The following is an 18,006-nucleotide window of genomic DNA, read 5'->3' as shown; positions in this document are numbered from 1 at the left end:
GTCGTACATTTCTTTAGGGGTTTCTAACTTTTTTATCTACTTATTAGTTAGGCACTTAGGTTAAATCAAGGAATTTGTCCTTAACAGGACATTTAAAAAAAACGAATTCCTTTATCTATGCCCGAGTTAGAATTTTAATTTCCCAATGTTATGACTTATATGATAGTATCGCAACCCATGATAGACCCAAAGAAAAAAGATTATTCTGAAAGAGAAAAAGTTGCAATTTTTGACACAGAGTTTATGCCACATATAGACTCTATGTATAATTTTGCCTTTAAGCTCACATTTGATGAAGAAGATGCCAAAGATTTGGTTCAGGATACCTACTTAAAAGCATTTAGATTCATAAGTTCTTTTGAAAAAGGAACAAATGCGAAAGCTTGGCTGTTTAGGATTTTGAAGAACAGCTTCATCAACGACTACCGCAAGAAAAGCAAGCAACCAGCTAAGGTAGATTACCAGGAAGTAGAAACTTTTTACAACTCAGAAAACACAGATCAAAATATTACAATAGATTTGCGTTCTGAGACTATGCAAAACAGAATTGGTGACGAAGTTACCAATGCATTAAATTCCCTGGGAGTCGATTTTAGAATTGTAATTATTTTATGTGATCTTGAAGGTTTTACCTACGAGGAGATGGCTAAGATATTGGATATTCCAATAGGAACAGTGAGGTCCAGATTGCATAGAGCACGGAATTTACTTAAAGAAAAACTGAACAAATACGCACAATCACTGGGTTATAATTAAAACTATCAATTTAACTTATTTTGCACATGGGAAAGGATAATTCTACCAAATCAGAGGGTCAGGGATGTGGCTCACGTTTCTGTAAAGAGTTTGTAGAAATTGTTCAATTAATTTTAGATGGAGAAGCATCTAAAGAACACAAGGATAGGTTCTATGAGTATTATATGGAATGTAATGATTGCATTTCTTACTACAATATTGAATCTTCTACTATTGAATTTTTAAAGAAAAAAATCGAGGAGGAAAAGGTAACTGTACCGGTTGATCTGGCTAACGAGATCAGAACCAAACTGGGAAAAACGGCCTAATTTATTGAGATGGGTAAAGGTAAAATTGTGATTTTTTCCGCTCCTTCCGGGGCGGGAAAAACAACCATTGTCAGGCATTTATTAGACAATAATAAATGCCTGACTTTTTCTATTTCTGCTACTACCAGAGAAAGAAGACACAACGAAACAGATAAAGTCGATTATTATTTCCTTACTGTTGATGATTTCAGGGAAAAACTGGCCAGAAATGAATTCGTAGAGTATGAAGAGGTTTATGATGGACTTTACTATGGCACGCTTAGAGCGGAAATTGAAAGAATTTGGGAAGAAGGAAAGCATGTAATTGTAGATGTGGATGTAAAAGGTGGCCTTAATTTAAAAAAGGCGTTTGGAGATGAAGCGCTTGCTATTTTCGTAAAACCACCAAGTATCCAGGTTTTAATTGAAAGGCTCACTTTCAGGAAAACTGAATCTGAAGAAAGCTTAAAGAAAAGGGTAGATAAAGCCGAATACGAGTTGAGTTTCGAAAAATATTTCGATAAAGTACTGGTGAACAATTCCCTGGAATTGGCTTTTGAAAATGCTCAAAAACTGGTAGATGAATTTTTAGAATCTTAAGTTCTCTGCATCTTTGATTTTTTTAGGTTGCTCAATTGTCCCTCATATGGATTAATCATTTTGGATGAAGGTGGGCATTTGCAGGTAGTTTCCAAAAAAATTTTAATCAACCGGGAAAATTCACTAAATGAAAATAGGATTATTTTTTGGGTCTTTTAACCCTATTCATATAGGACATTTAATAATAGCTAATTCTGTAGTTGAGTATGCAAATCTCGATCAGGTTTGGTTTGTTGTTTCTCCTCAAAATCCATTCAAAAAAAGCAGTAACCTATTACATGAACAGGACCGCCTGATTATGGTGAGGCAGGCGATTGCTGATAATCCTAAAATGAATGTTACGGATATAGAGTTTGGGATGCCAAAACCAAGTTATACTATAGATACGCTCACCTATCTTACTGATAAATACCCTAAACATGATTTCAAGCTTATCATTGGAGAAGATAATTTGAAAAATTTTCCAAAATGGAAAAATGCTGAAATGATCTTGCAGCATTATGGCTTACTGGTTTATCCCAGAATGAATGCGGAAGTTTCAGGTTTGGAAGATCATCCAAATGTCCAATTTTTTGATGCCCCTCAAATTGATATTTCCGCCACTTTTATTAGGAGGATGATCAGGGAAAATAAATCGGTGAAATATCTGGTGCACGAAGATGTGGAAGCTCTTATCAAACTAAAAAAATTTTTTCAGGAGTAGCTGCAATTAAGATTGAAAATTTACCGCTGATATAAGAATTACAACCAGGCAGAACTTTTGACCGTGAAAAGTGTTTTAATATTTGCTTTTAAAATTTGAAAAAATCAGGTTGCCTTATCTAAATCAATTAAATAAGTATGTCAAAAATTGTGTTTTTGGGGATAGTAGCGCTTCTCTTTGTGGCGATCGACTATTATGTTTTTCAGGGAATAAAAACTGTTGCGCAAGATCTTTCAGATTCCAATAAAAAGATCATTAATTATATCTACTGGTCAATTACAGTAATTACTTTAGGCGCATTTTTTACTTATCATTTTCTCAGTCCCGAGTGGGTTGGCAAGAATGTAAGAACATTTATCATGGTGGGGATTTTTATGAATTATTTCTCTAAAGTTTTCATGGTTTTCTTCTTACTGATTGATGATTTGATTCGCCTGGGTCAATGGATAATCAGTAGTATTGGATCAAAAGAAACAAAGGAAAGTTTACCAGAAGTCACTAATGGAATTTCCCGATCAGAATTTCTGGCAAAAACGGGTTTAATTGTGTCGTCAGTTCCTGTGGTGGGAATGACTTATGGAATTATTTCCGGTGCACATGATTATCGGGTGAGGAAGCAAACCGTAAACCTTCCCAACCTGCCATCTTCTTTCGATGGAATTAAAATTGCACAAATTTCTGATATACATTCTGGAAGTTTTTTCAATAAAACAGCGGTGAAGGGAGGTGTGGAAATGATATTAAATCAGAAACCGGATATCATCTTTTTTACCGGTGATTTAGTGAATAATAAAGCCTCTGAAGTAAAAGACTATATTGATATTTTCGGAAAGGTTACTGCACCGTTGGGAGTTTATTCAGTATTAGGTAACCATGATTACGGTGATTATGTAAGGTGGGAATCACCCCAGGCCAAAATTAAAAACCTGGAAAACCTGAAAGCTTCTCATGGGATAATGGGTTGGAATTTATTGATGAATGAAAACAAAATTTTAGATAGAAATGGAGATAAACTTGCCATTATAGGCATTGAGAATTGGGGGGCAAAAGCCAGATTCCCTAAGCATGGAAAAATGAAAGAAGCTTGCCTGGGAACGGAAGATGTGCCAGTGAAATTGCTTTTATCTCACGATCCCAGCCATTGGGATGCAGAGGTGAGACCCCAATATCCCGATATTGATATTATGTTTGCTGGTCATACCCACGGAATGCAGTTTGGAATTGAAGTGGGAGGGTTTCAATGGAGTCCGGTAAAATATATGTATGATCAATGGGCGGGTTTGTACCAAAAAGGAGAACAATATTTATACGTGAATAGGGGGTTTGGATATCTGGGCTTTCCGGGTAGGATAGGAATGCCTCCGGAAATTACCATAATGGAATTAAAAAAAGCATAAATAAAAATCAAAAAATCCTTCTCTGATCTAAAAAGGGAAGGATTTTTTATTGATATTCCATTATTTCCTGTTTTTTCTCAACCAATCAAAAATCCACTTACGAATTTCCACATAATTGCGTTAATGGTGTGGCATTGATTTTTTCTCGGGAGAGGTCAGTACCAGGTTCATACAAAAGTGGCCAGTTTCAGCCAAAAAGGCCGCTGCTTAACCACGAATTCCATGCGCATATTTTTAAACTTATTTTTTTTATTCATTTTTTGCAGTCATACCCAAGCCCAAAACTACGAGCGAGCCTTAGAGATTTGCGAGCGATATTATGAAGAGGGGAATTATAAAAAGGCTTTTGAAAAATGTGATGCCACAATCCAGCAATTAAATAAGAGAAGAATAGGATTGGCTGTAGCAAAAGCCAATTTATATAAGGCCAAATATCTTGAAGCTTTAGGAGAGTATGGTGAATTTGAAAGTATCATTTCCGTAACCCTTAAGAAAAAAGCCTACAAGGGAAAGCATAATACTTTGTATGGTAAGGCGGTGTTGGATGCTGCCTATTTGTATCTTCTTTATTCCGATATTAAAACTGCTGAAAGTTTTCTGAAATCAGCCAGGGACATACTGGCACCAGATGGTGGAGAATTAGATAAAGACGGAAATAATTGGGATAACTATTTTACCTCCCAAATGACATTTATAGAAACTTCCATTCACATAGAAAGGGGAAATTTTGCGGAGGCAGAAAAATTAATTCCCGAATTACTGGAAGCTAAAAAAAGAAGAATTGTAAGTAAAGAAAAGTACTATAATGAAGTTTCCAACAGGTTTGAGGAAAGAAAGCTGGATCCATTTAAGGAGCGAAGAAGAAAGCGGGAATATGCAGAAGTTATGACGCTGGCTGGTGATTTACAAAGACGAATTGGAAACTATGACAAGGCTAACCAATTACTCACAGAGGCTTCTATCTGGATAAAGACACATTTGAATAATAAAGACCTGGCTTACATTAAAAATCAGCAAGCCATTGCCCTTTTAATGATTGACAGAGAGGATGATGAAACTGAAATTAGAAAATCACTTGAGAAAAATATTTTTCTTGCAGAAAGAAGGCTTGGTCTTGTGCATAAAACATTCCTGGAGATTCACGAGACCTTAATTGACCACTATATTAACATCCATAATGGGAAAAGCAGGGTTCAGCAATGGGAATTCCGTACAAATACTTCAAAATATTTTGGGAAAGATAAAACTCAACACGGAATTTCTGTAAGACTAGATGCCAAAAAGGATTATTACAACCAAAACTATGAAGCATCTTTAAATGACCTGAAGGTTTTATATGAAACTGAAGGAAAAATACCTGCTAATCACAAAGAGAAGGTAAATCTTTTGGAACAATTGTATGATGTTTCCATTGCCAATGAAAAATATGACGAAGCATATTTCTATCTGGAAAAACAACTGGAAACTGTAGAAGGGATTTATGGAGAAGAATCACTTAAGTATCAATATACCGTAATGGATTTGGCAGATTACTACCTGAATTATACTAATAAGTTTGAGCTTGTAGATAGCCTGATCGATAAAACTTTTTATGGCGTTATATCCGATAAAATCTCCGAAAACCATGTGGACTATGGAAAGTTTTTAAACCAATATGCAGGATTTTATGAATTAATCGGACAGTACGAAAAGGCAAGGAATTTAATAGAAAAATATGTAGGTATAAACGAAGGCAAATTTGGTAAATCTCACATCAACTATGCCATAAGCCTGGAACGATTGATTGATCTTGATTTAAAAGTAGGGGATTTTAAAGAGGCAGACAAAAACATCAATTTAATGCTCGAAATTTTTAAAAATGAGTATAACAGGAAAACAAAAACCTATGAATATTCTCAGGCTTTGGAAACTTCAGCCAGGTATTACGCCATGATGGGGCTATTTGATCAGGCGCAATCTTTCCTGTCTAAATCGAGCAAGTTGTATAATAAATCTATAAATGCTAAGGCGAATTCTTCAGCTGTGGACGAGCTGGCCTATTTGTATATAAAAACAGAAAGATTTAAGCAAACGGAAGAAATGCTTAATGAGGCATTGCAGGTACGACTGGAAAGATATGGGGATTCATCAAGATTTTTAATTACTCCTTATAATCAACTGGCAAGGCTGGCTCAGATCCATGGGGAGTATGTAGAAGCTGAAGAGTTGGTAAATAAAGCTCAAAAAATTGCCGAAAATATTTTTGGCGATTCCTCTTTTCAAGTGACAGAGAGTTTGTTGATAAAAGCGGTGATTGATAATGCAATTGGTGATTATGAAGGTGCTGAAGAAAATATAAAAAGAGTGATTGGTATTGAGGAAAAGCTTTTTGGGAAGCATCATATCGAACTGGCAAATTCTTATACTCAACTGGCACTTACCAAATTTTATAATGGGGAGGAACTTGATGAAATTGAGAAACTTTTAGAAAGGTCGAACAAGATCATCGCAGACAATCTGGGGGAAAACAACCCGATCTATGCCGAATCCCTTAAAAATCTGGCACTAGTAAATACGGAAAACGAGAAATTGGAACTGGCTTTTTCAAGATTAAAAACAGCAGATAATATCTGGAAACAAAAATTGGGTACTTCTCTGAATATCAATAGTGCTGAAATTGAAATGTTAATTGGAGATATTGAGATTAAGAGGGAGGATTTTAAAGGAGCAAAGGAGTACTTTGAAGACTCCAGGAAATCATTTTCCAAGATTTTCAATACCGAACATCCTTCTTACATCAAATCTACGGCAAAATTGGGCCGGTCTTATTATTTGTTAGATGATTTTAAAAAGTCCAAAAAGTATACGAATGAAGTACTGAAAAAATACAGGAATAATATCCATGAATTTTTCCCTGCATTAAGTGAAAGAGAAAAAGCCAAATACTGGCAATTAATGAAACATGATTATGACTTTTATTCCAACCTTGTTTTCTCACAATCGGAAAAAAGAAAAGGAAAAAAACTAATTGGCCAGGTTTATAATAATACGCTGGAGACCAAATCTTTGCTTTTAAGTTCTTCTATAAAAGTGAGAAATCAGATTTTGAATAGTAATGACTCCACACTAATAAAGAATTATGAATCATGGATTGATAAAAAAGAAGATCTTACAAAAGCTTTGGCGATGAACAATGACCAACTGAAAGAAGGGAGTATTGATATAAAGCACCTGGTGAAAGAAATTGAGGATGTGGAAAAAGAGCTGAGTGCCAAGTCAGGTTTTTTTGAGAAAAAGAAAAAGGAAACCACATGGGAGGATGTAAAGAAAGCTTTGAAACCGGGGGAAGCCGCTGTAGAAATTATCAGGCATCATTATTTTGATAAATCGTTCACAGATTCTGTTGTTTATTCAGCCTTAATTATTACTCCTAAAAGCAAGAGGCCTGAATTAATATCTCTTCCAAATAGTAACTTATTGGAAACTAATTACTTAAGGTATTATAGATATTGTATCATTTATAATATTAAAGACGAAAACTCTTATACCAATTACTGGAAACCCATCCATGATGCTTTACCGGAAAGCTCTAAAATTTACCTTTCAAGTGAGGGCGTTTTTAACCAGATAAATTTGGAAGCGATGGTCCATGAAGATGGAAATTTTGTAATCGATCATAATAATATTGTGCTGGTAAGTAATACCAGGGATTTGGTGAAGGAGGAGGAAAGTACTGTTGATAATGTCCAAAGTAAAGAAGTAGCGCTTTTTGGAAATCCTGTTTTTTATAAAGATTTAAAAGAAGAAGAATTTGATATTTATAATGATAGAAAAATTTCCCAGCTTCCGGGAACAATGGTTGAAGTCAAAAAACTGGAAGAATTCTTAAGGTCGGATGCAGGAGAAGTGCCAGTCTCTTATATGCACAAGCAGGCCACTGAGGAAAGGGTGAAAGAGCTGAAAAGCCCAAAAATATTTCATATTGCCACACATGGATTTTTCCTGCCAGATACTGAAGACAACAAAGAAAATATACTTGATAATCAGAAAGTGGTGAATAATCCCTTGTTAAGATCTGGATTACTATTGAAGAATGCAGGAGATCTGATGGAGGATGGAAATGTTTATAGTTTCAATAAAGAAAATGGAGTATTGACCGCATATGAAGCTATGAGTTTAAATCTGGATAATACTGAGTTGGTGATTTTAAGTGCTTGTGAAACTGGTAGAGGAGAAAATAAAGTAGGTGAGGGGGTATACGGTCTTCAAAGAGCTTTACTTGTGGCGGGGACAAATTCTATTATAATGAGCTTGTTTAAAGTTTCGGATGAGGCTACACAGAAACTGATGTTGTATTTCTACAAGAACTGGCTTGAAAAGAAAATGGATAAAAGAACCGCATTTATAGAAGCCAAGAAAGAATTGAGAAAAGAATATAAGGACCCCATATTCTGGGCGGCTTTTATTATGATTGGCTCAGTATAAAAAACTTTGATTTTAGATTATAACTCCCAATCCCTCTGAAACCAGAGGGGTTGGGAGTTCTTTTTTCCTCCATTTATCATAAGTTAATTTCTACTCTTTGATTTTGGTATTAATTATAGTTGAGTTCCAGTTCATCTATGATTAACTGGCTATCAATGGCACCCGCAAAGTTATTTCCATTAAAACTTGAAGATGCCACAAAGGTGATATGAGTAGGTAAAATGAATCCTACGGAATCTCCAGTGACATATTTTCCATTTGGTGGTTTCATAAATTCAGGGAAGGAATTATCAAGCTCACCATAGATAAATTGAACTTCTAAGTCTTCTGGGTTTTCTATTATTTCATCACTTCTGAACCAGGCTGTAGCCAGCCTTTGCACTTCATTGCTTTTGCGTACCTCCAATAAGGCATAAATATCGCATTGATCATCAAAATTCAATAAGTTCCCGTTTTTATCCTTATTTTCAGGTCCCGGCTGATAAGTATATTTTAATTTAAAACTATTTGGCCTTCCGGAAAAAGGAGTCCCAAATTCGATGGCAGCTGCAGGGTTGGAAAGGTCAATTTTATCGGGATTAAATTTTCCAGTATAGATGGAACCTGCTGAAATTGGAGCGCCAAAACTACCTGATAATTTACCGTTATCTAACGTAATCATGTTTGCGGCCAGGTTTCCATCAGAAATTTCAATTGGAGTAGTTGCCAATAATCCAAGTATATTCGTTCCCGGATTTCCTGTTCCCCAAACAGTTGTCTCTGCATTTTCTCCCGGTTCATAGTATCCCCCACTGGTTTTGTACCATACATTAAAATCACTGTTTGGAATTTGTGGAGTGGATGAAGCTACATTTGAAAAAATTTTCCAGATTGTTAAAGTTCCATCCTCTGCGGTGATATTAAAAGTAATAGAGTCATTAAGGTTGATTTCATCACCTACATTTTTATCGGATTTGGCAAAGGAAGAAAGGGTAAGTTTTTGAATGGAGACTTCTGAAATATCTACCCCTCCTGGCATTTCAATGATGATCTCCTTGGACTGGCTTTTTATAATTGCCTGGCTGGCCTGGTTTTCTATTTCTATTTCTTTTATTTCACCAAAAGAAGACAAACCAAAAAAATCTTCTTCCAAACATCCATTTAAAACAATGCTTCCGGTAATGAGGATCAAAGAAATTAATTTTACTGAAATTATTTTCGAAAAATGATTATCGCCTGTCATACTTTATTAGGAAAATGTTTATTCGAAGATTAAAAAATGAAAATACAATGAATGTTATGGTTTTTTCGCACCAAAATAATAAGCCAGTCCCAGATTTAGGGATAGAAGATTAATACTGAAATTAACATTATTTTTTGTGGTACGGGATGACTCCGTTTCATTTGTTTTTGTGTCTTGCACAGTGAGTTCATACCCAATTAAATTATTAAGTTGTACTTCAAAACAGAAGTTTTCAATAGCAAAGAAGGTAATTCCAGGGCTTAAGCCCGCAGTAAATTTAAATTCATTGGTAAAACTTTTTTCTATTACATCCTGGTTTCTAATATTTCTGGTAAGTATATTTCCGAAGCCAAAACCAAACCCTAGTTCATTAAAAAGGCTTAGCCTGTGGTTTTTAGTGAGAGGAAAATAGGTCTTAATAAGTGGTACAATTCTACCTGAACTCGAAATATTTTGTCTGGTTAAAGTATCTGTACTTTGTTGAACTACCTGTCCGGAAAATCTGTCCCGGGAATAGATGAAGTTTGCCCCCACCATTACATAGTTTCCAATGAAATAACCTCCTTTAAAAGTTAGATCATAATTTAATTCATTCCCTGCAATCACCCTTTCGAGCAGTTTTGGAGTATTATCAAATTTTTCATCTGTTAGTGAAAATGCTAAACCAACATACCAGTTTTTTTTTGCAAAAGGACTGAAGCCATGATCATAGTAGTTGGACATTAAATCATAAGGGTTTTTACTTTTTATAGAATCCTCTGATTGAGCCTGACTGAAACTTACGGATAATATAAAAATGGATAAAATTAGGTAGAAAAGTTTCATGGAATGTGGGCAACTAATTTGAAAGGGTAAAAAATTATAAAAGTATGGAGCAAAATCGACCATTCGTAGCCGAAAGGTTTAACTTTAAACAACACCATAATGTTAAATTAAAAACTTTTGATCGCAGTCCACCTTTTGGCTGTAAATTTTCTTTCTTTTAATTTTAATTCCTCCTAATGAAACTAAATTTTAAGCTGTTTTTTGTATAATCTTATTATGGAGCATTTTTAATGGCATGAATCTTCTCTTTTGCTGAAAAATATCCATGGTAAAAAATTTGTTTGGCGTTAGGCCAGTCAAAAATATGGTGGGAAAAGACCTGCTGGGGTTCTATTACAAGGTTACAGCATTTTAGTCGGTTTTCAACATTATTCCATATGGTAAGGTCAAATACTCTTTCTCCAATCTCCTTTAATCCCTTCACATTTTCAACTTCTCCATAAGGATTTACATTTACCCCAATAAGGTAATCACAATTACCCATGAGTGGCTCTACTGGCAGATTATTTAAAACTCCTCCATCCACATGGACCTGATTATTGATGGTTACCGGATTAAAAATGAGTGGAATTGCAGAAGAAGCAACTACAGGTTCAATAAAATCGCCTTCCGAAAAAATTTGAAATTTCCCTGTATTTAGGTTAGTAGTGCAGATAAACATGGGCAGGTTTAATTCTTCAAATCTGGAAATATTGAGGTGCTTTATCAACATTTTCCTCAAAAAGGTTAACTCAGACAAGCCTCCCTTTGGAAGACTGAACCCGCCAAATATTTTCACAAAACTTGTTTCGGAAACTATTTCCAGCATTTTTAAAGGAGGAATTCCGGCTGCATACATAGTCCCAACGATAGCCCCCATACTCGATCCGGAAATGATTGAAGGTTTAATACCAGCGTCTTCCAGGGCATTAAGTACTCCTATATGGGCAATCCCCCTAGCTCCACCACCACACAAACAAATTCCAATTTTCTTTTCCATTTTTTAAAAATTTGAGGATTCTATTTTGTCCCTTTTTTACAACCCTTTATAATTGCCCGAATTAATGCTTATTAAGCCAGTTGAAAAATGAAATTATACCTTATTCCTAGTCCGATTGGGGAGAATAATTCAGATTTACTTCCACCAATTGTCCATAAAATTATTGCTGAAACGAAATATTACCTGGTAGAAAATGAACGCACCACCAGACGTTTTATAAGCAGTTTAAACCTTAATCTTAATATAAGGGAATTGGTATTTTTCCGTCTGGACAAAAATACAAAAACGGCTCAAATAACAACTTACTTTAGTCAGATTCCCAAAGATGAAAATGTTGGGGTAATTTCGGAGGCAGGTTGTCCGGGTATTGCTGATCCTGGAGCGCTGGCAGTAGCGTTTGCCCATCAGCATAATATTGAAGTAGAACCTGTTACAGGCCCGTCTTCTATATTTTTGGCGTTGATGTCAGCAGGATTCTCAGGGCAGAATTTTGTTTTTCATGGCTATTTGCCAATAGAAAAAACTCCTAGAACTGCCTTCATAAAAAAGATGGAAAGTGAGGTAAACAGAAGCGGACAAAGTCAAATATTTATGGAAACTCCTTATCGCAATAATGCCTTATTTCAGCTCATGATAGAGGTGGGAAATCCATCCACAAGACTTTGCATCGCTAGTGATATTTCAGGACCACACCAATTGATCAAAACCCAGAACCTTTCTGAATGGAAAAAGGAAAAAGTTGACTTAAATAAAAAACCAACAATTTTTTTAATTGGTTAAAATCCTGGAATTACATGAAATAGAAATTAAGAAACTTTTTCTAAAGCGGAAATTTTTTCCAAATGCGCTATGTCATTTCTTTTTTCAACGGAATATTTGCCATTTTCATAATTTAATAAATACAGACAAAGATTCCGGTGTTCAAATTGGTCCATTTCTTTCAATTCAACATTAAGGAGAAGACAAAGTAAAATTCTAATGGCCCTTCCGTGCATGCATACCAGGATGTTTTTCTCATGGTCATTTTCCATTAAATACTTCCATGCGGTTTTTTGCCTCTCCTGAACTTCGGCAGGACTTTCACCTCCAATTACTTTCTGCGAATAATCACCATTCTGCCAGGCCAAGAGCATATTAATGTATTGTTCATTGTCGGAGTCAGTAATTCTTCTCCCTTCTTTATGTCCCCAGCTAATTTCATTTAGCCCCCAAAGTTGTTGCCAAGGCAATCCTTTTTGGATAAACTGATCAACCGATTGATGGGTTCTCTTTAATTTGGAAGTATAGATTTTATCAAAAGTAATATGAGCATAATGATCATAAAATGCCTTTGCCTGAGCATTTCCAAGCTGATTTAGGCTGGAATCAATCCCACTGCCCTGAACCATTCCCTTTTTATTGAAATCGGTTTCTCCGTGTCGAATTAAATATATTTTTTTGCTGGCCAATGTAATTGAATTTAAAGGGTTGAAAAGAGATTATAGACTGAATTTTTACGTAAATAACTGATTAACAACTAGCTAATTGCAAAAAATATTAGCTTAGAAGAAAAAAAAAGCAGTTATTTGCATCTCCTCGTTAAATTTTCCGCAAAAGTACTTTTTAAATATTTTATTTCTTCAGAAAGTTCTATTTATTATTAATTTTTTATAATCTGATAAACAATTTTTTAATATGTTCAATTCAAATGTTACCCTGGAATACATTAATAAAATGAAAAAAAATATGGTGACACATTTGGGTATCGAATTTACCGAGGTAGGAAAGGACTTTATTTCTGCAAAAATGCCGGTAGATCACCGAACTCAACAACCTTTTGGAATTTTACATGGGGGGGCATCTGTGGTATTAGCTGAAACCCTGGGAAGTGTGGCGGCTAACTGTTGTATTGATAATGAAACTAAAGCTGCGGTTGGTTTGGAAATTAATGCCAATCACCTCAAAAGTGTAAGGTCAGGTTTTGTGGTAGGCAAGGTTACGCCTTTTCATTTGGGAAGGAGTACACATGTCTGGCAAATTGAAATAAGAAATGAAAGTAATGACCTGGTTTGTGTAAGTAGAATTACCATTTCAATTATTGACAGAAAATAAAATGGGTTACTTTTTGGAGATTTATCAATAACTAAAGTACTGGAACTTACCATGTTAATAAATAATCAACAAGCCTGATACTATCTGTGGTACAAGGATAGTTAAAAGGATTACTAACAATATTTATATTGTATTCCACCTAATTGGTAGTGGAGCTTAGGAAAATGATAATTTGATTTATCATTTTGATTAACACATCAAGAATATATGAATTTAAAACGGGCTGCAATTTTTTCAGGTGCTTTTCTTGCGATTTTTTTTACCTGGGGAGCTTATTCCAGCTACCTTTTTCTTCAGGAAATTACTACCTATGATTCCGTCTCCTTAGAAAAAAGCAGGAATGAATTCAAAGAAAAATTTAAGGTAATTGGAGTTGGAGCACCATCCGATTATGGATTTAACAATTCTATTGAGATAAAATATAATTCTTTTGATGGAACCCAGCTTAGTGGCTGGTTGATCAAAAGCAGTAAGGTAGATGCTAAAAAGTGTATAGTATTAATTCACGATCGTGAATCGAATCGTATCGAAATGCTGAAATATCTTCAGTTAATAAAAGATATAAAATTAGAAAACGAATACCATATTGTATTGCCAGACTTAAGGAACTCGGGAAATTCTGAAGAGGGGGAAACCCTAATGGGTTATAAGTTTTCTGAAGACATCACTGCCCTGGTTGGATTGCTGAATACTCAACTGAAGATAGAAGAGGTAACTTTGTATGGAGTTGGAATGGGCGCCATTAGTGCGGCTATTGCCGTTAGAAGAAGAGATTTACAAGGTTATTTACAGGAAAAAAACGTATATGTAACCTCGTTAATTCTGGATAGTCCTTACAGCAATGTGAAGGCTCAAGTCCAGAGAAATGGAAATGCTTATGCTGAAATAATTCAGAATGTTGCTTTTTACCTTTTTGATAATCGGGTGGAGGGATATCTGGATTATATGCGCTTGGGAGCTTTGCTAGATCAAGTAGACCAGCAAGTACTGATTTTGCAAAATATAGGAGATGAAATTACTCCTACAGATTTACTGCTTTCGGAGCTCAACGAAAATAATTGGGTGAAACTGGAGCTTTTTGATGGTGATGAACATGGAAATATTTATCCTCACCCTAGTTATAAAAATAAATACCTGAAATTAGTTAAGGACTTCTTCAATGAGACAAATTAACATATTGCATGGAATGATGTTAATCTCCACCCTGGGCAACCACCAAATCACTCTCATCCCATTTGGGAATTATTATCTCTGTTAAAACCTTCGAATTTTCTACATTTGAAATGGAAAACTTTGCCTTTTGATGGTAAAGAAGATCTAATCGCTGCCTGGTACTTTTTAATCCATAGCCTTCCTTTCTTTCCATTTTCGGCTCATATTTTCCTGTATTGCGGATATTGAGAACCAGACAATCATTTTGAATTTGGGTTTCAATATCAATTTCCCCACCATTTTTAAGTTTGGCAATGCCGTGTTTTATGCCATTTTCCACCAGTGTTTGGATCATCATGGGAGGGACTTTGTATTTTGGGGAATTGACATCAATATTATACCTCACCCTTAGTCTCTCTTCATACCGAGTACTTTCAAGGGCAAGATAATCCTGTACGATTGCCAGTTCTTCATTGAAAGGAATCACCTTTTTTCTATCCATCATCATGGAATTTCTCAAAATATTTGAAAGTTGATTGATGGATTCCTTCGCTTTATCCGGGTTTTCACCAATTAGGGCTCTCACAGAATTTAGGGCATTAAAAATAAAATGCGGATTGAGCTGGGATTTTAACTGATTAAGTTCAAATTCATTAATTAATGCTTCCCATTTCAGATTTCTATTATAGCTTGAAACATAATGGTAAAGAAAATATCCTAATCCCCAAAAAAAGTAAAACATCATTAGGGATATTACATTCTGTATAATAGCACTTGAATCGAGTGAATAAGATTCCCTCCGAAAAATATAAATTGAAAGTAAATTTATCGGGGTAGCGAGAATGGAAACAATGATTGTACTGACAACAATTCTGATTAGTAATTTAAAAAACAGTAATTTCAGCCAGCTATATTTTAAAATTATGTACCTGTATAAATGGGAAACCAACATCAAGCCACCCATAGTAAAAGTTGTATCAACTACTAATGGAAAATCAATTGGGTTGTCCTGAATAGCTTCGGTGAGTATGGTGAAAATTCCAACAAATCCCCAAAAACTAAATTGACAGATCCAGTACAGAAGGTGCTTATCTATAGAAAAAGTAAATGGTAGTTTCATCATTCTAGTAGTTTTAATATTTTTCTTGGGTAAAAAACCGCCATGGAAATGGAAGAATGGTGGATCAACTTTTCTAAATCAGGATTTTTTTGGTAAAACAGATCCCAACATTTCCTACTTAATTTTAGGTTATAAATTTAGAAAAACCATCAAGTTTTTGATAAAAGGTCGCTTAGTCCCTCTAAATAAAATATTATTTTAATACACCCACAGGATATTGCATAGTGGCGCAATGGAGCGATCCTCCCTGAGTGATTAGTGCACGGCAATTAATTCCTAATACCTCTTTTTCTGGAAAGCATATTTTCAGGGTCTCAAGTGCAGGTTTATCTTCTTCCAACCCATATTGTGGAACAAAAACAGTTTGGTTGAAAATCAGGAAATTGGTATAACTTGATGGCATCCGGTTACCCTTTTTTCCCAAGCATCTTCCAAGGTAAAGCGGATACAATTTGTAGGGCTTTCCTTTAGAGGTAAGGAAAGTTTTCAGCTGATCTTCCATTTTTTTTAATTCAGCATAATGAATATCATTTTTATCCGAACAGGAAGTATAAACTATAGTGTTTTCATCAGTAAATCTCGCCAGCATATCAATGTGAGAGTCGGTATCGTCCCCTTCCAAAAATCCATAATCTACCCAATGGATTTTTTTTGCGCCAAAGTCCTCCTTTAATTTCGCTTCAATCTCTTCTTTGGATAAATGTTCATTTCTGTTGTTGGATAAAAGGCAATTTGAAGTAGTAAGAATTGTTCCTAATCCATCAGAATCGATAGCTCCTCCTTCCAATACCAAATTTATTTTCCTGTGAATACCAGGTTTGAAAAATCCGGAATTGGCTATGTTTTTGGAAATTTGGTTATCAAAATTAGCAGAAAACTTTAACCCCCAGCCGTTAAAAGTATAGTCTAAAACTACAGGATTGCTATTTTCAAAAATGGTAATACCTCCATGGTCTCTGGCCCAAATGTCATTGGTTTTCGATTCGATAAGAATAATATTTTTCCAATTACAGCTTTTTAGCTTCGTCTTCACTACATCTCTATTCTGGCAAACCAGGATTAAGTTTCCCCTTTCGCTTATCAGATGCGCAAAGTTTTGAAACCAGGCAGTTACATGCTCAAATTCCTCTTCCCAAATAGAATGATCATGTGGCCATGTTATTTGAATAGCATCTGCTTTTTCCCACTCAGCCGGAAGTCTTTTTGCTAAAGTTTTCATAATTGTTCTTCAAAAAATAAAAGCCATTCTTTGTAGAATGACTTTTTAATTTATGATTCTTTTCTGTTTTTATACCTAAACACAAATTGATTAATTTCTATTCTACTCTAATCACTACTCCATCACTTGTAGGGTGTCCTACACAGGCTAGAATGTAGCCTTCTTCAATTTCAGATTCAGATAAACCATCACTTTCTGTCATCTTCACCTCTCCTTCTAATTTTCGGCATCTACATGCAGTACATAAACCACTTTGGCAGGAAAAAGGCATATCCAAACCATCATCCAGACCAGCATCTAAAATACTCTGATCAGGTTTAACTTCAAACTTGTGCGGTTCTTCGTTAATAATTACAGTAACTTCTCTTACTTCTAAATTTCCAAGTTTTTCGAGTTCTTCCTCCGATTCATTTGAAGAGGTAAAACTTTCTTTATGAATTTTATTTTTAGGTACTTTTAATTTTTTTAAGCCTTCTTCCACTTCTTCCATCATTCCTTCCGGTCCACACATGTAGTATTCTGTTGCCTCCGGATCAAGTTTGGGTAAAAGATTAAGCGCATTTAGGGTAATTGTTCTGTCAATTCGCCCTTTATAGCCTGACCAACCATTTTCTGGTTGGCTCAAAACGTTAATAATATTGAGCTTATTACCAAACTTTTCTTTTAAAGCATCGAGGTTTTTCTTAAAAATAATGGCATCCTGTTTCCTGTTTCCGTAAATAAGTGAAACGGTACTTTCCGGCTCTCCGTTGAGTGCCGATTTTAGAATTGACATTAAAGGAGTAATTCCACTTCCGGCCCCAAATAGGACGATGTGTCGTTTGGCCTGCTTGTTTGGCTCAAATACAAAGTGGCCCATGGGTGGTAACATTTTTATACTATCGCCTGCTTTTATTTTGTCATTTAGAAAATTTGAGGCTAGCCCACCATCCACTCTTTTCACAGTTACAGCTACAGTTGGGTCCAATGAAGGAGCACTAGACATTGAGTAGGAACGGCTTACCTTTTCACCATTTATCTCAAGATTAAGAGTTAAAAACTGGCCTGATTTATATTTGACCTTTTTAAATAATGGTTGTTTGAAGTGGATGGTAACTGTATCGCTGGTTTCCTGCTCAACTTTTTTTACTTTGAGCGTAATATGATCCCTCATTAGACTTTTTTATTTTTTTGACGCAAATTTAAAATAAG

General features: G+C 35.2%; 16 protein-coding genes. 9 read left to right on the top strand and 7 right to left on the bottom strand.

Translation table 11 applies throughout. The annotated features are described in order from the left end of the window. Positions 1-177 precede the first annotated feature (177 nt). The 6 genes from A3EM_RS0132310 (at position 178) to A3EM_RS0132280 (ending at position 8,207) form a co-directional block, all read left to right on the top strand. Positions 178-756: a sigma-70 family RNA polymerase sigma factor gene (locus A3EM_RS0132310; RefSeq protein WP_026210715.1), complete on the top strand. Its 579-nt coding sequence runs from the start codon at positions 178-180 to the stop codon at positions 754-756. Between the two features lie 26 nt (positions 757-782). Then, a complete protein-coding gene (locus tag A3EM_RS0132305; protein ID WP_020532409.1) occupies positions 783-1,064 on the top strand; it encodes a hypothetical protein in 282 nt (93 codons plus the stop codon). Between the two features lie 9 nt (positions 1,065-1,073). Next, positions 1,074-1,643 carry a guanylate kinase gene (gene gmk / locus A3EM_RS0132300; RefSeq protein ID WP_020532408.1) on the top strand — a complete coding sequence of 190 codons (570 nt, stop codon included), beginning with the start codon at positions 1,074-1,076 and terminating at the stop codon, positions 1,641-1,643. Between the two features lie 127 nt (positions 1,644-1,770). Further along, on the top strand, positions 1,771-2,346 hold the full coding sequence (nadD, locus tag A3EM_RS0132290; RefSeq protein WP_020532406.1) for a nicotinate (nicotinamide) nucleotide adenylyltransferase: 576 nt from the start codon (positions 1,771-1,773) through the stop codon (positions 2,344-2,346). A gap of 137 nt (positions 2,347-2,483) precedes the next feature. After that, positions 2,484-3,743: a metallophosphoesterase gene (locus A3EM_RS0132285; RefSeq protein ID WP_020532405.1), complete on the top strand. Its 1,260-nt coding sequence runs from the start codon at positions 2,484-2,486 to the stop codon at positions 3,741-3,743. Between the two features lie 222 nt (positions 3,744-3,965). Next, complete coding sequence (locus A3EM_RS0132280) at positions 3,966-8,207, top strand: CHAT domain-containing protein (RefSeq protein WP_157638193.1); 4,242 nt, start codon at positions 3,966-3,968, stop codon at positions 8,205-8,207. 109 nt (positions 8,208-8,316) lie between these two features. Here the strand turns inward: A3EM_RS0132280 and A3EM_RS0132275 are convergent, their stop codons facing one another. The 3 genes from A3EM_RS0132275 to A3EM_RS0132265 form a co-directional block, all read right to left on the bottom strand. Beyond that, a complete protein-coding gene (locus tag A3EM_RS0132275; protein ID WP_020532403.1) occupies positions 8,317-9,429 on the bottom strand; it encodes a PCMD domain-containing protein in 1,113 nt (370 codons plus the stop codon). 54 nt (positions 9,430-9,483) lie between these two features. Continuing rightward, complete coding sequence (locus A3EM_RS0132270) at positions 9,484-10,254, bottom strand: hypothetical protein (protein WP_020532402.1); 771 nt, start codon at positions 10,252-10,254, stop codon at positions 9,484-9,486. Positions 10,255-10,468: 214 nt separating this feature from the next. Beyond that, a complete protein-coding gene (locus tag A3EM_RS0132265) occupies positions 10,469-11,233 on the bottom strand; it encodes a patatin-like phospholipase family protein (RefSeq protein WP_020532401.1) in 765 nt (254 codons plus the stop codon). Between the two features lie 87 nt (positions 11,234-11,320). Between A3EM_RS0132265 and A3EM_RS0132260 the strand changes: the two genes are divergently transcribed. After that, positions 11,321-12,013 carry an SAM-dependent methyltransferase gene (locus A3EM_RS0132260; RefSeq protein ID WP_020532400.1) on the top strand — a complete coding sequence of 231 codons (693 nt, stop codon included), beginning with the start codon at positions 11,321-11,323 and terminating at the stop codon, positions 12,011-12,013. A gap of 26 nt (positions 12,014-12,039) precedes the next feature. On the opposite strand, the gene A3EM_RS0132255 is transcribed toward A3EM_RS0132260, so the two are convergent. After that, positions 12,040-12,681 (bottom strand): histidine phosphatase family protein, encoded by a 642-nt coding sequence (locus A3EM_RS0132255; protein ID WP_020532399.1) that lies wholly within the window; start codon positions 12,679-12,681, stop codon positions 12,040-12,042. 226 nt (positions 12,682-12,907) lie between these two features. On the opposite strand from A3EM_RS0132255, the gene A3EM_RS0132250 reads away from it, so the two are divergent. After that, positions 12,908-13,324, top strand: a complete 417-nt coding sequence (locus A3EM_RS0132250) for a hotdog fold thioesterase (protein ID WP_020532398.1) — start codon at positions 12,908-12,910, stop codon at positions 13,322-13,324. A gap of 207 nt (positions 13,325-13,531) precedes the next feature. Beyond that, on the top strand, positions 13,532-14,497 hold the full coding sequence (locus A3EM_RS0132245) for an alpha/beta hydrolase (protein WP_020532397.1): 966 nt from the start codon (positions 13,532-13,534) through the stop codon (positions 14,495-14,497). A gap of 19 nt (positions 14,498-14,516) precedes the next feature. On the opposite strand, the gene A3EM_RS0132240 is transcribed toward A3EM_RS0132245, so the two are convergent. The 3 genes from A3EM_RS0132240 to A3EM_RS0132225 all read right to left on the bottom strand — a co-directional run bounded on the left by A3EM_RS0132240 (position 14,517) and on the right by A3EM_RS0132225 (position 17,968). Then, the gene (locus tag A3EM_RS0132240) at positions 14,517-15,599 is read right to left on the bottom strand and encodes a sensor histidine kinase (RefSeq protein ID WP_052323401.1); all 1,083 of its coding nucleotides are present in this window, start codon (positions 15,597-15,599) and stop codon (positions 14,517-14,519) included. Between the two features lie 190 nt (positions 15,600-15,789). Next, on the bottom strand, positions 15,790-16,815 hold the full coding sequence (locus A3EM_RS0132230) for an agmatine deiminase family protein (protein WP_020532394.1): 1,026 nt from the start codon (positions 16,813-16,815) through the stop codon (positions 15,790-15,792). Between the two features lie 97 nt (positions 16,816-16,912). Then, a complete protein-coding gene (locus tag A3EM_RS0132225; RefSeq protein ID WP_020532393.1) occupies positions 16,913-17,968 on the bottom strand; it encodes a ferredoxin--NADP reductase in 1,056 nt (351 codons plus the stop codon). Between the last annotated feature and the right edge of the window lie 38 nt (positions 17,969-18,006).

It is taken from the genome of Flexithrix dorotheae DSM 6795 (assembly GCF_000379765.1).
In the GTDB taxonomy this organism is placed as follows: Bacteria; Bacteroidota; Bacteroidia; order Cytophagales; family Flammeovirgaceae; genus Flexithrix; species Flexithrix dorotheae.
This window is presented reverse-complemented; position numbering and strand designations above follow the sequence as displayed.